Below are 13,700 nucleotides of genomic sequence, written 5' to 3' on the forward strand. Positions count from 1 at the left end.
GGCAAAAACGACCAGTGCCGGAAAAAACGTTCTTGCCAATATTAATCGTCATATTGTTTTCCTGGCGGCCGGGTTAGAGCACATTGGACCCTGTCCGATATCCCATGGTAATATGTCAACAAAACGCTTCGGGAGGAACCCCGCGAACCATGTCCAAAACACCCGATTCGGGCAAAGCGGAAGATGACCAACCTTCGACCGTCGAGCAATATCTGGTGAAGGACCCGGAACGCTTCGCTCTGAACATGGCCCGCGTGATCGAGCAGGCCGGCAAGGCCGCCTCGGCATGGGCCGAGCCGCGGGAAAAAGGCGAGGTACGCGATCATGTCGCCGAGCCGTTCGTCGACATGGTGAAAACCTTCTCCAAGCTCAGCGAATACTGGCTTTCCGACCCGCAGCGCGCGCTTGAGGCGCAGACGCGGCTGTTCTCCGGCTATATGACCGTCTGGGCCAACTCCATCCAGCGTCTCAGCGCCGGCGGCGAAGATGCCGACGACGCGGTCAAGCCCGAGCGCGGCGACAAGCGTTTCCAGGACCCCGAATGGGGCCGCAACGCTTTCTTCGATTTTCTCAAACAGGCCTATCTGGTCACCTCGCGCTGGGCGGCCGAACTGGTCGAGCACGCCGACGGCCTGGACGAGCACACCCGCCACAAGGCCGGCTTTTATGTCAAGCAGGTGTCCAATGCCATCTCGCCGTCGAATTTCATCCTGACCAATCCGGAATTATTTCGCGAGACCGTCGCCTCGAACGGCGAAAACCTGGTGCGCGGCATGAAGATGCTGGCCGAGGACATTGCCGCCGGGAAGGGCGACCTGAAGCTGCGGCAGGCCGATTATTCACCCTTCGAGATCGGCAAGAATCTCGCCGCGACGCCCGGCAAGGTGGTCGGCCGCAGCGACATCGCCGAAATCCTGCAATACGAGCCGGCGACCGAGACCGTGCTCAAGCGGCCGCTGCTGATCTGCCCGCCATGGATCAACAAATACTACATTCTCGACCTCAACCCGCAAAAGTCCTTCATTCGTTGGGCAGTCGAGCAAGGCCACACCGTCTTCGTCATCTCCTGGATCAACCCGGATGAGCGGCACGGCGCCAAGAGCTGGGAGGCCTATATCAGGGAGGGCCTGCAATACGGCCTCGACACGATCGAAAAGGCCACCGGCGAAAGGCAAGTCAACGCCATCGGCTATTGCGTCGGCGGCACGCTTCTGGCGGCGGCCCTGGCGCTGATGGCGCAGGAAGGCGACCACCGCATCAAATCCGCCACCTTCTTCACCACCCAGGTCGATTTCACCTATGCCGGCGATCTAAAAGTGTTCGTCGACGAGGAGCAGGTCGCGGCCGTCGAAAAGGCGATGAACGAAAAAGGCTATCTCGACGGCACCAAGATGGCGACCGCCTTCAACATGCTGCGCTCGGGCGACCTGATCTGGCCCTATGTCGTCAACAACTACATGCGCGGCAAGGATCCCCTGCCCTTCGACCTGCTCTACTGGAATGCCGATTCGACCCGAATGGGCGCTGCCAATCATTCTTTCTACTTGCGCAATTGCTACCTCGAGAACAGGCTTTCGCAAGGCATGATGGAACTGGCGGGCCGCACGGTTTCGCTGAAGGACGTTACCATTCCCGTCTACAACCTCGCCTCCAAGGAGGACCACATCGCGCCGGCGCTGTCGGTATTCCTCGGCTCGAAATATTTCGGCGGCGAGGTCGACTACGTCATGGCCGGCTCCGGCCATATCGCCGGGGTCGTCAATCCGCCGGCGGCGCAGAAATATCACTACTGGACCGGCAGCAAGCCGGCCGGCGACTTCGACCAGTGGCTCGCCGGGGCCACCAACCATCCCGGTTCCTGGTGGCCGCACTGGCAACGCTGGATCGAAGCCAAGGACAATACCCGCGTACCGGCCCGCAAACCGGGCGAGTATATGCAAGTTCTAGGCGAAGCCCCCGGCACCTATGTCAAGGTGCGCGTGTAACCATCTGTAATGTGTGGTGAGTTGACGCGCCGCCAAAAGCGGGCGAAATGGTGCCGTCAACCCTGAGCAGCCTTGATTCATCCTCTAGCCGCCAAATTACTTTGAGGCTTGCAGATTTGACACAGGTCTCGTTTCCGGTTCGGGGAACAAGGGTCATTTCGACGAGACGTTTCGACGCCGCGCCAATGACGAACCGGTCGGATATCGAGGGGGAATTTTGTTTTGAGATCAGCAGGATCGCGCCTCGCGAAGGGAGAAAGCCGCGCCATTGTGGCGGCGCTTTTCTCGGTGCTCCTGGCGTCCTGCACCTCGGCTGGCGACCCGACCATGTCGGTCGGCATGCCAGGCTATAATACCTCGGCTACCGAAATCAGCACGGCGGCCGGTGCGCCGCAGGCCAGCACGGCCGCGTCATCGTCGCAGATGACAACCGCACAAATGACGATGAATGCCGAGGGCGACGCCAACCTTCCCGAGCAGGTGGCCTATGTGCCAGTGGCCAAGCCAGGGGCCAAGCCCGATGCCGGCTTCCCGATCGCCGTTCCCACGGCAGCCGAGACGATCGCGCGACAGACGCCGCAGCCGCTGCAACCAAACGCCCAGACGGCCGATCAGGCCGTGGCACAGAACAGTGCCGATGCATCGAAGCCCGACGCCAAGGCCGCAGCGCCGGCGATGAACAACCCGGTCTATGTGACCGCCGGCGAGATGCCGCAGCCACAGGCCTACGCACCGAAGAAAAACTTCCTGGCCTCGCTGTTCAGCGCCACGCCTGCTTCGGCGGCACCTTCTTCGCCGGCCAACAGCAGATCGGGCGGGCAGGCAACCGTCGTGCAGGCCAAGGCGACGCCTGCGACGAAACCCACCGTCACCCTGGCCTCGGCCGATCCGGCTGAAAAGCCGGTGCAGTTGGTGTCGACGGGCGATACCAGCCACTTCACGGCCGATGCGCTGCCCGGCGTGCGCCAGACGGCGCTGTTCGAGATCAAGCGCAAATCCGGCCTCGACGATGAGAGTGATGTCGATCTCAACGAAGACGAAGGTTCGGGTGGCGCCTACCAGGTCGCCTCCGCCGCCGGCCTCGCCCGGCTGGCGCCCAACGGCCTCCTGAAACAGAACGAAAGCGTCGATGTCGCCTGCTTGAAGCCGTCGCTGGTTCGCGTGCTGAAGACGATCGAAGGCCACTACGGCCGCAAGATGACGGTCACCTCCGGCTATCGCGATCCGGCCCGCAACCGCCGTGCCAACGGCGCCAAGAATTCGCTGCACATGTACTGCGCCGCCGCCGACATTCAGGTCCCCGGCGTCTCGAAATGGGAACTGGCGAGCTACATCCGCACTATGCCGGGCCGCGGCGGCGTCGGCACCTACTGCCACACCGAATCCGTTCACGTCGATGTCGGCCCGGAGCGCGACTGGAACTGGCGCTGCCGCAGGCGCGGCTAGGGCGAGGTTCTTCCGCCACTGCGAAGGCCCCCTTCGGCGGCGTTGCATCATGCCGCAAAAACCAGCTTGGCTGTCGGAAGGACGCGGTTTGGAGCCAAAGGAAAAAAGTTGTCGCAGCCGGCGGCAGACGGGTTGCCGGTTTGTCGCGACGCAACTATAAGCGCTCACATCTGAACGCGCCCATCGTCTAGCGGTCAGGACACCGCCCTTTCACGGCGGTAACAGGGGTTCGATTCCCCTTGGGCGTACCAGCATTTCAACTTGGCATATGTCTATCGCCAGCGTGATGCTGCGCAAGCTTTGCTTGACCCGCCACTCCGATGGGGATGTCGGCAAAGGAGGGGCGAAGACGACTGAGGATTACGTCGAAGGCTTTCTACGCCCGCAGTCCCCTCGCCTCGCCGCCGCGCTTGCGCGGAACCATCATGTCCCTGGCCAGCAGGCCGCTCACCCGGCAAAAGGCCATGAAGGCCCGCCATGCGTCTTCGGTCTCGACGATGTCCACCGTGGCGCCAAAACAGGCATTGAACGCGGCCTGGTAGGTTGGTCCCTTCCGGCGAACCGGCCACGTTTGCAGGAAATCGAGCGCCTGCTCGACACTGTAGATTTCCTCGACCGGCTGGCCGGGCACAGGCGCGATCCGCACCGGCACCTCGAATTGCAGTCTGTCCATTCGATCTCTCCCGAACCGACGCCCCGCAGCAACGCCGTTGGTCGCAAAAAAAATGCGGTGGCGGCTTAACGCTTGGGCCGCTTCTTGCCTAAAAATGTGTCGTCACTACGGTAGCCAATGAACCCGGCGAAGCGTGGGCCGCAACAGGCAAGGAGAATACCTCACGCGTGAATATCGCCGGTCTTCGGCTGTCGGCGGCAGTTCGTCCTTGAACCTTGCGCTTTCCAGTGCCAAATCTGGGGGAATTTCTCTCGCGGGGCTCATCCAGGCCTCGCATCCCTGCAAGACGGATAAAAATGGTCACCTATCTCGACGCCGCCACGGCACCGCTCAGAAACACCGGCCAGATCCGTCTTTACGACGAGGAAGGTTTTGTCGGCATGCGCAAGGCTTGCGATCTCACCGCGCGCTGCCTCGACGAACTGGTGCCGATGGTGGCGCCCGGCGTCACTACTGAAGCAATCGATCGCTTCGTCTTCGAGTTCGGCATGGACCACGGCGCGCTTCCGGCGACGCTCAACTACCGCGGCTACACGAAATCATCCTGCACCTCGATCAATCACGTCGTCTGTCACGGCATACCCGACAACAAGCCGTTGAAGGATGGCGACATCGTCAATATCGACGTCACCTATATCCTCGACGGCTGGCATGGCGACTCCTCGCGTATGTATCCGGTGGGCACGATCAAGCGTGCCGCGGAGCGGCTGCTCGAAGTCACGTATGAGTGCCTGATGCGCGGCATCGCGGCAATCAAGCCGGGCGCGCGCACCGGCGCCATCGGCGCCGCCATCCAGACCTACGCCGAAGCCGAGCGTTGCTCGGTGGTGCGCGATTTCTGCGGCCATGGCGTCGGCCGGCTGTTTCACGACGCGCCGAATATCCTGCATTACGGCAGCGCCAGCGAAGGCGTCGAGATGCGGCCGGGCATGATCTTCACCGTCGAGCCGATGATCAATCTCGGCCGGCCGCATGTGAAAGTGCTGTCGGACGGCTGGACCGCGGTGACGCGCGACCGTTCGCTGTCGGCGCAGTACGAACACACGATCGGCGTCACCGAGACCGGCTGCGAGATCTTCACGCTATCGCCAAAAAACCTCGACCGCCCCGGCCTGCGGGCCTAGTGTCTGGCAGATCGGGCGTTACCTTGCCCGGTAAATGCTGGGTGGGGCAGCCATGAATGGTGACGACGACGAGCGGGCCTTCTTTCCCGAAAGGCCGGTGCGATCGCCCGCGAAGGCGGTGGCCGCCGACAAGCCACATTATCTCGGCCATCGCGACCGCTTGCGCGAGCGCTTCGCCGCCGGTCCCAACACCCTCCCCGACTATGAACTGCTCGAGCTTTTATTGTTTCGGCTAATCCCGCGCGCCGATACCAAGCCGGTCGCCAAGGCATTGCTGGCACGCTTCGGTACATTGGCCGAGGTCCTCGGCGCGCCCATCGAGCGCCTGCAGGAGGTGAAGGGCATCGGCCCGGCGGTGGCGCTCGACCTCAAGGTGGTTGCGGCAACGGCGCAGCGCATGGCGCGCGGCGAGATCGCCGGCCGCGAGCTGTTGTCGACCTGGACGCAGGTTCTCGAATACTGCCGGTCGGTGATGGCGTTCGAGGAGCGCGAGCAGTTCCGCATCCTGTTCCTCGACAAGAAAAACGCGCTGATCGCCGACGAAGTCCAGCAGGTCGGCACCGTCGACCACACCCCGGTCTATCCGCGCGAGGTGGTCAGGCGCGCCTTGGAGCTCTCTGCCACGGCGATCATTCTGGCGCATAACCATCCGTCGGGAGACCCGACGCCATCGCGCGCCGACATCGAGATGACCAAGCTGATCATCGAGACGGCCAAACCGCTGGGCATTGCCGTTCACGACCACATCATCATCGGCAGGAAAGGCCACTCCAGCATGAAGGGCCTGCTGCTGATTTGATCGAGAATGCCTGCATCACCGCGATCGCGCGCGCACGATGAAGACAAGCGACGATACTGCACTTGGCCAGGCGAGGCGTTATCCCTGCGTCTTCAGCCCCCGAAGCATTGTCACCGCGACAATTGCCGTCAGCAGCACAATCCCCGCGGCAGTCAAGAACGTGATGTCCGCCGCGCTCGTGTACGCGCTTTGCGCTGCCAACAATAACGCGCTGCCGTCGCCGAGACTTGGCGCAAGGCTGCTCGCTGCCCCAATACCGCGTAGCGCGGTCTCTATTGTGTTGGCGGGAATACCCGCGGGCATGGTGACGCCGAGTGCAGAGCGATAAAGGAGGGTGGCAAGACTGCCAAGCAAGGCGATGCCTAGCGCGCCACCGAACTCGGAGGCCGTCTCGGAAAGGGCCGAGGCAGCGCCGGATCGCTCCTTGGGTGCCGCGCTTACGACGAGGTCCGCGACGATCGCAATTCCGGGAGCCGAGCCGATCGAGAACAGCACGTTTCCCAGAACAATCAGAACCAAGCTGTGTATTTCCCCGGCGTGTGCCATCAGGGCGAGACCGCCAGCAGCAAGCGTCAGGCCGAAGCCGAGGACATAAGCTGGCCGCATCAACCTGAGCACAGCCGAAGTCAACAATGATCCCACGATGAAGCCGAGCCCGGCCGGGATGCTCCAGAGGCCCGCTTCCAGGGGGGTTAGCCCCAAGACCAACTGGAGATACTGGGCGACAAGAACGAGAATTCCGAAGCCAACGAAGAAGTCGAGGACGTTAATGCCGAGCGCCGCCACCACAGCCGGCCGCTTGAACAGGCGCAAGTCAAGCAGCGGATCGGGCAAGCTCATCTGCCGCCTCGCGAACACCACTCCGAACAACAGGCCTAGTGCGACCGCGGATGCCGCCCACACGACACTGCCGCCCTCAGCAACTAGCTTGATCCCGAAGACGATCGGCAACACAGCTGCCAGAGACAAGGCAGCACTCAGGATATCAAGTCGCCCGGCGTTTGGGGTCCTGTGCTCGGGCAGCAATACCGGTCCGACTATCAGCAGAAGCGCCGTAATGGGGAGAGGCACCAGAAACACGGCTCCCCACCAGAAGTGTGATAGAAGCAGACCACCAACGACCGGGCCGATCGCGCCGCCAAACGAGAAACTCGCGACCCAGACGCTTACAGCGAAGGTCCGCTGACGGTCATAGCGGAACATGTTGCTGATGAGAGATAGCGTCGAGGGCGCCAGCGTTGCGCCAGCAATCCCGAGCAGTGCCCGAGCCAGGATGAGCATCTCGGCACTGCGCGCAAAGGCTGCGGCCAGCGACAGGAGCCCGAAAGACGTAGATCCAATCAGCAGCAGCTTCCGCCGGCCGATGCGATCGCCAAGAGCTCCCATGATGAGGAGCGACCCGGCCGCCAGGAAGCCGTAGATGTCCACGATCCAGAGCAGTTGCGCGGCCGTGGGCTTGAGGTCGGCGCTTAGCGATGGCACGGCCAGGTTCAGCACGGTCAGATCCATCGCGTAGAGTATGCAGGGCAGCGCTATGATGGCGAGGCCGATCCATTCGCGATGCGTGGCTCGGCCCGAGTGCAGGCCGGTGGTGTCGGATGTGCCCATTGCCATCTCCCGATTGTTGAGGTCCGCTGACGGATTGCCTGGCTGCTTACGCCGCTATCATTCAAAGCGAAGACACGCGCGGCTTTGTGGCCTCCAAGGCCTCACCAGCGGACCAAAGCGCAACCCCGAGAAGGGTCAGGTCCTTGACGATGAAGGCGCCAAGCGCCGGGTCGAGTTGCGGCGTGGTGACAAGGAAACTCAGCGTGACCACCAGCGAGGCAGCGATGCCGTAACTGCCAATTGCCGAGACCCATGGGGTAAAGGGACGCGAGGCCATCATGAGAGCCAAGGCGATCTCCACAACGCCGATGAGGTCCGAGGACAGTTGCTGATTAAGCAGTCCGGGGAGCCAGAATAAGAACGGGCTGTGAACAAGCAACGGATGAATCGCAGTCGCTTCGGCCGCAGTGAACTTCGCCACTCCGAACAACACGAAAAATAGGACAACGCTATATCGAGCTACCACCTGCCCTGCCTCCAGGGTCCATTTCCGCAAAGTTGTCATGACTTTTTCCCTTGAAAAGTGCGTGCTACACGCACATAATAAGTCATATAATTGCTAGCGCCGTCAACCCCTCATGATAAAGACTGCCGCCATGACACGTTTGAGAACCGCCAATATGCTTGCCGCCTTCGCTGGCGAAATCGCTGAGCGCGTGGACGCGACCCTCAAAAGTCACCCCAACCAAACCGACTCTGCCTCAGCTGCGCTCAACATCATGGGCTTTTGGGAGGGCATCACCAACGCGCAGCTCGCGCGGGCGCTAAACCTCTCGCACACTGCGACGGTGCGTCTGGTCGACAAGCTTGAGGCTCAGGGTTTCGTCGAAGCTCGCAAGGGTGAAGACAAGCGTGCTACGCACCTCCACGTCACTCCGGCCGGCCGCGAAGCCGTATTGCCCGCTCTTGTCGCACGTTGCGCGGCGGTCAATGACTATCTTGGGGTCCTCACCGCGGCTGAAGAAAAACAACTCACCGCCCTTCTCGAAAAGCTAATGCGCCCACTAGCGACGGATGCATACGGCGTCAGCCATTTTTGTCGCCTCTGCGAATTTGCGGCGTGTCCCGGGGACCAGTGCCCGATGCACGCCAACATAGAGTCTTGGCCCGAAATTTGACGGACCATGTACCTTGCGTCGCGATATCCGGACGCCGACTCGGCGACGTCCCGAGGGGAGAAGCACCACGGCAACATTCGCTGGACGTCTGATATTTCTCGATGAATGAAGGTGTGAGGGAGCGTGAAGGGTCACGTGGTTCACGCACTACGGATCCCAGGCCCATAACCCCAGCGATTTCTCCAAATCATGACAATTCTGTCAGTTCAATGCGATGGGTCCTGAGGGGAGACTGCTCCACAACCATCCGTCGGGCGACCCGCCGCCGTCGCGCGCCGACATCGAGATGACCAAGCTGATCATAGAGACGGCCAAACCGCTTGGCATTGCCGTTCACGACCACATCATCATCGGCAGGAAAGGCCACTCCAGCATGACGGGCCTGCTGCTGATCTGAGATTTGCTGTTATCAGCTTTGTTGCGCAGATGTACTGCGACGCTCAAGGCGGATCGGGTCGGCAAACTCTGGCGCCGAGGCTCAGCTGGCCGTGCGCAGGCGCCGCGATCGGACAAAGGTCTCAAGTCCCGCGGAATCGAACGCGTGGCCAAAGGCATAACCCTGCAATATGTCGCAGCCCAGGCCCTCGAGTAGCCGCGCGTGCTGCATCGTCTCGACGCCTTCCGCCACGACCTCGATACCCAACGACTTGCCGATTTCAATAATCGACGAGACAACCTGCCTTCTCTGCGGCGATTTGACGATTGGGGTAACCAGCTGCCGATCTATCTTCAGCCGGCGAGGCTGCAACTTCAGCAAACTGACTATCGAAGCGTAACCGGTACCAAAATCGTCTATTTCGATGTCAATCCCCAGTTCTTTTATCTGCTCGATGTTCCAGGTGACAAGATCGTCGTTCTCGTCCAGGAAAATCGACTCAACGAGCTCAAACGAAACTGTTCCTTTCTTGATATTTTGTTCTCGCAGGCTCTTGATGAGCTCTTCGTCTTGAAGGCGCCTCGCCGAGACATTGACCGACACCCGTGGAATGTTAAGTTTTGCCGCGGACCACTCTTCGAAATCCGAAAGCGATTGCTTCAATATGGCTTGATCGATGATCGAGACGACGTTCAGTTCTTCTGCAATCCTCAGGAAGACGTCGGGCGCCAAAATACCCTTTACTGGATGTCGCCACCTCGCAAGCGCCTCAACCCCAACGATTTCGAGCGTCTTTGCGTCAAATTGGGGCTGGTAGAACGGAATGAACTCGTTGCGCTCGAGGCCGCCGAGAATTTCGTCGGCAATCCGCTTTGTGTCGACGATTTCGCTTTGCATCGCGTCGGTGAAGAATTCGTATCGATTGCGCCCACGCCTCTTTGCTCGGTAAAGCGCAATATCGGCGTTCACCAGCAGGTGTTTGGCTTCGACATCTTTTCCGTTGTCGACAGCTATACCCACGCTGACGCCAAAACGGCATCGATGGCCTTGATAGTAGACCGGTTCGCGCATCTGGCTGATGACTCGACCGGCAAGCAGCGCCAGTTGCTTGGTATCGTCGCGTACCACGCACAGAACGATGAATTCGTCTCCTCCGATGCGGGCGACGAATCCCTCGTCGCCGACCTTCGATCTGAGGACTGTCGACGCGTGAACCAACATTGCGTCACCGGCGGCGTGGCCCAGCGTATCGTTGATGTGCTTGAACCGATCCAGATCGATGTGAAGCAGTGCCGCATGCCCGCCTGAGCGCCTGGCGTTTGCCGCGTAGTCTTCCAGTACCTGGTCGAGGTAACGCCGGTTGGGCAAGCCGGTCAGCGAGTCATGAAGCGCGATGTGCTCTATGCGCGCCTTGGCTGACTCGAGTTCTGCATTTTTCGACTCGGACAGCTGTTTTGCGCGAACCAGATCCTTGTTCAGCAGGACGTCGGCAGTCACATCCCATTCCGCGCCGATCATTTTTGGGGTGTCGTTTGTGGCACGGTAAAGGATCGCCTTGGACCGGACATGACGGATTTCGCCATTCGGGCGCACAATCCGGTACTCCGACAAATAGGGTCGTCCGCTGGCCACCGCCCTATCGAAATCTGCGTTGGCGCCAGCCAGATCATCTGGATGGATCGCTCCCGCCCAGTCTGTGTAGCCCCGGTGCTCCCCCGCTGGTTTGCCATATATTTCATTGACGCGTTCATCCCATGTAAGCTCGTTGGTCGCGAGATCGTGTTCCCAAACCCCGATAGCCGAAGCTTCCAGAGCGAGTTCAAGGCGCCGAGACAATCGGCGCAATTCCGCATAATTGCGCTGTCTTTCGCCTATCAGACGACCAGTGACCAGGAAGGGGAACACAACCAAGGCCCCGGCCGTCGCCATGATCGCGCGCAACAACCATGCGTTACTTGGCGTCGAAGGCCAGCCATTCTTGGGAATGGCAGCCAGCTGCCACGAGCCGGAAGGAAGCAAAACGTCAGCCGTCACCGGATCGCTTTTGCTGATCTCCTCATTGCCGTAGAATTGACCACCACGGTGACCAAGGGCGTCCCTGCCGATCAGCGCGACGTCGATCCCGAGATCGCCGTCAAGCATGCCGCTCGCTCTGTAAAGGCGCTGCACGTCGACAACGGCGGAAATGATGCCCCAGAACCTTTCCGTGTTGCCCGCGCTCGGCACGAAAACCGGAAAGCGGCCGATGAAGCCTTGTCCTCCCTGCTTCAGCTCGACGGGACCGGCAAGCACCAGCTTGCGTTCATCTCGCGCCCTTAGCGCAGCCGCACGCTGCCGCTCGTTCTTGCGGTAGTCCAGGCCCATCGCCTGCTCATTACCCTCCATCGGGTACATCAGGGAAACGACCAGATCGGGCGCGCCGGCAATATTGTTCAATTGCGAGTCGGCGCCAAACAGATTGCTCGCCAGCGAGGCGAAGCGTTGCTGTCCCATATAGGGTTCGGTCACGACCGCAGCGACCAATCCACGCACGAGTTGAAGGTTTCCGTTGATATTGCCTTCGAGCTTGGCGCGGATGAGATTGACCTTGGTCAGCACGTCCGCACGGACGGCCTGGTCCGAGACGACTTTGTTCTGGTGCTCCGCGAACGCTGCGCTGATAAGAATGACGACAAGCGCGATCGTCGCCGGAATATTTGCCGACGAAAAGACGACCTCCTTGATGCCGCCGAACCTAGCGCGGAAAAAAGCCAATAGGCGATTCCTCAAGTGCCATTTCAGGTTCCCGGGTCGACCCGATGAGGAACATTAGCGTTCAATGTTTAATTTGACCTTCACGCTCCTTAGAGCTTTTGCACTTTCCGACCGTTGCTGATGTTGCAGGCCCGAGCGGTTGGAGCCAGCCGCCGACTTCCACTGACATGGCCCCACCGATTGAGGTGCGCTGGTGCCGACGATCCAGCGTTTGTCGACCATTCGCGAGGAAGGGAGCAGGAAGCGGCGGCCGGCCGCCGTTTCCTGCTCATCTCGAGGCGTTCGTCTGTGGAAACGGAACCACAGAGAGGCCAGCTAGATCAGGCTTGCTCGGAAGATCGAGGAGCGCGAGCGCAATTGCACACGTCGACGCGCTCCGAACCGAGTACTCAAGCGTGTTGGACCTGGACTAGTGCCCCTCAATCGACTTGGGAGATACAAGGTATGGTATCTTGCCGACGCTGCGCTTCGTCGCGCCAATGGAATAAGCCATCGGTATCTTGGGAGAGTTCTCGGGCAAGCCGTACATGTCCTTGCCGGCCCGTACGGCAAATGAAAAGTGCTGCCATGAAACCGTGTCGTGCTCATTGAGAAAATCGAGCGTCAGACCAGCTGAAATCAGCGCATTCACCACGTCACTGATCGGGTGAATCCACTCATAATATCGAGGATGCTTCAAGATGCGATCATCGCCGGTGTAGGTCAGTTCCTCGTTCCAGGCGAGCGGCCGAGCTATCGGCGTTCGCCAGTCGTGCTTCAATTCGAGGGCCGCGGCCTTTCGATCGCACTGAAACATCAATGGATGGCCCTCGGCCATATAGAGGCGGCCGCCGGGTCGCAGGAGATCGGCAACCACCCGCGCCCAACGGAACACGTCGTCCAGCCAGTTTACCGAACCCCAGGTAACGTAAGCGATGTCAAAGGTCCGGCCGAGCGCTTCCACCGCCTCGAACAGTGGCGCCTCCACGAAGCGCACGTCGGTGCCTGCCTTCGCAGCAAAATCCCGCGCCGCCACGATCGCCGTCGGTGAAAAGTCGAGCCCGGTCACGCTGCCCGCGCCAAGATTCTTCAGGCTGATCGTGTCAAGACCGATGTGACACTGCAGGTGGACGATATCCTTGCCGGCGATATCGCCGAGCTCGCGCATTTCCAGCTCATAGAGATTGGATCCGCCGGCCAGCACATTTTCGATGTGGTAGCTGCCCGTTGTGTCGGTCGAGTGCAGTTCGGCCCGATCATCCCAATTAAGGCGGTTCACGCCCAGAAACCGTTCCAAATTCCCCCACCCCTGACTGACGCATGGTAAACAAGTCGTTAAAGTACCTTTGCAGCGAAAGTATCGCGCGTCAATCCGGACCGGGCGGCAGTGCGCCGCCGCTCGCGAAAGCATTAGCCCCGGGAAGGCTTGCTGCTGATCAAGGGTTCTGGCGCAGTCGCCACGCCCGGCGACAAGGCCCCGCACGCGCCCTGACGTCACCCTAAGTGGTCGGCATGTGGATTAGTCGGTTCTCAGCCCGGCACAGCCACCATTGCGATATTTCTGGAGAGCTCGTTTGTGGGGGCAACTGCGCGTGCTGTGCTGCTCGTGAGTGCTCGGTAGAGTGCCACATAATCGCTGCACATGCGCTCGACCGTGAACCGCTTCTCGAACGTCTGCCGCACTCGTGCGCGATCGAGGCTGTCTATGCGCCGGAGCGCGCCCACAGCTTCCTCCACCGTATCCACGATCCATCCGGACACACCGTCATCGATGATCTCCGGGACGGCGCCACGCCGGAACGCAACCACCGGCGTACCGCAGGCCATTGCTTCGATCG

11 protein-coding genes, 1 tRNA gene and 1 pseudogene are annotated in these 13,700 nt (G+C 60.7%); 7 read left to right on the forward strand and 6 right to left on the reverse strand.

The features are described from left to right. Nucleotides 1-149: 149 nt before the first annotated feature. From phaC to NKH21_RS12185, 3 genes are all read left to right on the forward strand, one after another. On the forward strand, nucleotides 150-1,985 hold the full coding sequence (gene phaC, locus NKH21_RS12175; RefSeq protein ID WP_352865127.1) for a class I poly(R)-hydroxyalkanoic acid synthase: 1,836 nt from the start codon (nucleotides 150-152) through the stop codon (nucleotides 1,983-1,985). Between the two features lie 327 nt (nucleotides 1,986-2,312). Then, nucleotides 2,313-3,431: a YcbK family protein gene (locus tag NKH21_RS12180; protein WP_352865143.1), complete on the forward strand. Its 1,119-nt coding sequence runs from the start codon at nucleotides 2,313-2,315 to the stop codon at nucleotides 3,429-3,431. A gap of 176 nt (nucleotides 3,432-3,607) precedes the next feature. Next, a tRNA-Glu gene (locus NKH21_RS12185) sits at nucleotides 3,608-3,682 on the forward strand. 125 nt (nucleotides 3,683-3,807) lie between these two features. Here the strand turns inward: NKH21_RS12185 and NKH21_RS12190 are convergent. Then, nucleotides 3,808-4,104 (reverse strand): DUF982 domain-containing protein, encoded by a 297-nt coding sequence (locus tag NKH21_RS12190; protein ID WP_023678889.1) that lies wholly within the window; start codon nucleotides 4,102-4,104, stop codon nucleotides 3,808-3,810. A 296-nt stretch (nucleotides 4,105-4,400) separates the two neighbouring features. Between NKH21_RS12190 and map the strand changes: the two genes are divergently transcribed. Continuing rightward, complete coding sequence (gene map / locus NKH21_RS12195; protein ID WP_352865130.1) at nucleotides 4,401-5,228, forward strand: type I methionyl aminopeptidase; 828 nt, start codon at nucleotides 4,401-4,403, stop codon at nucleotides 5,226-5,228. A gap of 52 nt (nucleotides 5,229-5,280) precedes the next feature. Further along, a complete protein-coding gene (radC, locus tag NKH21_RS12200) occupies nucleotides 5,281-6,027 on the forward strand; it encodes a RadC family protein (RefSeq protein WP_352865131.1) in 747 nt (248 codons plus the stop codon). Nucleotides 6,028-6,105: 78 nt separating this feature from the next. On the opposite strand, the gene NKH21_RS12205 is transcribed toward radC, so the two are convergent. Continuing rightward, the gene (locus tag NKH21_RS12205) at nucleotides 6,106-7,635 is read right to left on the reverse strand and encodes an MFS transporter (protein ID WP_352865133.1); all 1,530 of its coding nucleotides are present in this window, start codon (nucleotides 7,633-7,635) and stop codon (nucleotides 6,106-6,108) included. Nucleotides 7,636-7,696: 61 nt separating this feature from the next. Further along, entirely contained in the window at nucleotides 7,697-8,140 is a 444-nt protein-coding gene (locus tag NKH21_RS12210; RefSeq protein ID WP_352865135.1) for a DUF417 family protein, read from the reverse strand. A 73-nt stretch (nucleotides 8,141-8,213) separates the two neighbouring features. Between NKH21_RS12210 and NKH21_RS12215 the strand changes: the two genes are divergently transcribed. Both NKH21_RS12215 and NKH21_RS12220 read left to right on the forward strand, forming a co-directional pair. Next, complete coding sequence (locus NKH21_RS12215; protein ID WP_352865137.1) at nucleotides 8,214-8,753, forward strand: MarR family winged helix-turn-helix transcriptional regulator; 540 nt, start codon at nucleotides 8,214-8,216, stop codon at nucleotides 8,751-8,753. Between the two features lie 232 nt (nucleotides 8,754-8,985). After that, nucleotides 8,986-9,150, forward strand: a pseudogene (locus NKH21_RS12220) (JAB domain-containing protein); the annotation flags it as partial. An 81-nt stretch (nucleotides 9,151-9,231) separates the two neighbouring features. Here NKH21_RS12220 and NKH21_RS12225 read toward each other — a convergent pair. The 3 genes from NKH21_RS12225 to NKH21_RS12235 form a co-directional block, all read right to left on the reverse strand. Further along, nucleotides 9,232-11,811 (reverse strand): bifunctional diguanylate cyclase/phosphodiesterase, encoded by a 2,580-nt coding sequence (locus NKH21_RS12225; protein WP_352667989.1) that lies wholly within the window; start codon nucleotides 11,809-11,811, stop codon nucleotides 9,232-9,234. A 481-nt stretch (nucleotides 11,812-12,292) separates the two neighbouring features. Further along, the gene (locus NKH21_RS12230; RefSeq protein ID WP_352865139.1) at nucleotides 12,293-13,159 is read right to left on the reverse strand and encodes a class I SAM-dependent methyltransferase; all 867 of its coding nucleotides are present in this window, start codon (nucleotides 13,157-13,159) and stop codon (nucleotides 12,293-12,295) included. 233 nt (nucleotides 13,160-13,392) lie between these two features. Next, nucleotides 13,393-13,700 (reverse strand): glycosyltransferase (locus NKH21_RS12235; RefSeq protein ID WP_352667984.1); only part of this gene is annotated, 308 nt, incomplete at its 5' end.

The organism is Mesorhizobium sp. M1329 (assembly GCF_040318035.1).
GTDB lineage: Bacteria > Pseudomonadota > Alphaproteobacteria > Rhizobiales > Rhizobiaceae > Mesorhizobium.

Excerpts from the sequence above, each read along its gene's own strand:
- NKH21_RS12215 (WP_352865137.1), top strand. The coding sequence starts at position 8,214 with ATGATAAAGACTGCCGCCATGACACGTTTGAGAACCGCCAATATGCTT.
- NKH21_RS12210 (WP_352865135.1), bottom strand. The coding sequence starts at position 8,140 with ATGACAACTTTGCGGAAATGGACCCTGGAGGCAGGGCAGGTGGTAGCT.
- NKH21_RS12190 (WP_023678889.1), bottom strand. The coding sequence starts at position 4,104 with ATGGACAGACTGCAATTCGAGGTGCCGGTGCGGATCGCGCCTGTGCCC.
- NKH21_RS12180 (WP_352865143.1), top strand. The coding sequence starts at position 2,313 with ATGTCGGTCGGCATGCCAGGCTATAATACCTCGGCTACCGAAATCAGC.
- radC (WP_352865131.1), top strand. The coding sequence starts at position 5,281 with ATGAATGGTGACGACGACGAGCGGGCCTTCTTTCCCGAAAGGCCGGTG.
- NKH21_RS12205 (WP_352865133.1), bottom strand. The coding sequence starts at position 7,635 with ATGGGCACATCCGACACCACCGGCCTGCACTCGGGCCGAGCCACGCAT.
- phaC (WP_352865127.1), top strand. The coding sequence starts at position 150 with ATGTCCAAAACACCCGATTCGGGCAAAGCGGAAGATGACCAACCTTCG.
- map (WP_352865130.1), top strand. The coding sequence starts at position 4,401 with ATGGTCACCTATCTCGACGCCGCCACGGCACCGCTCAGAAACACCGGC.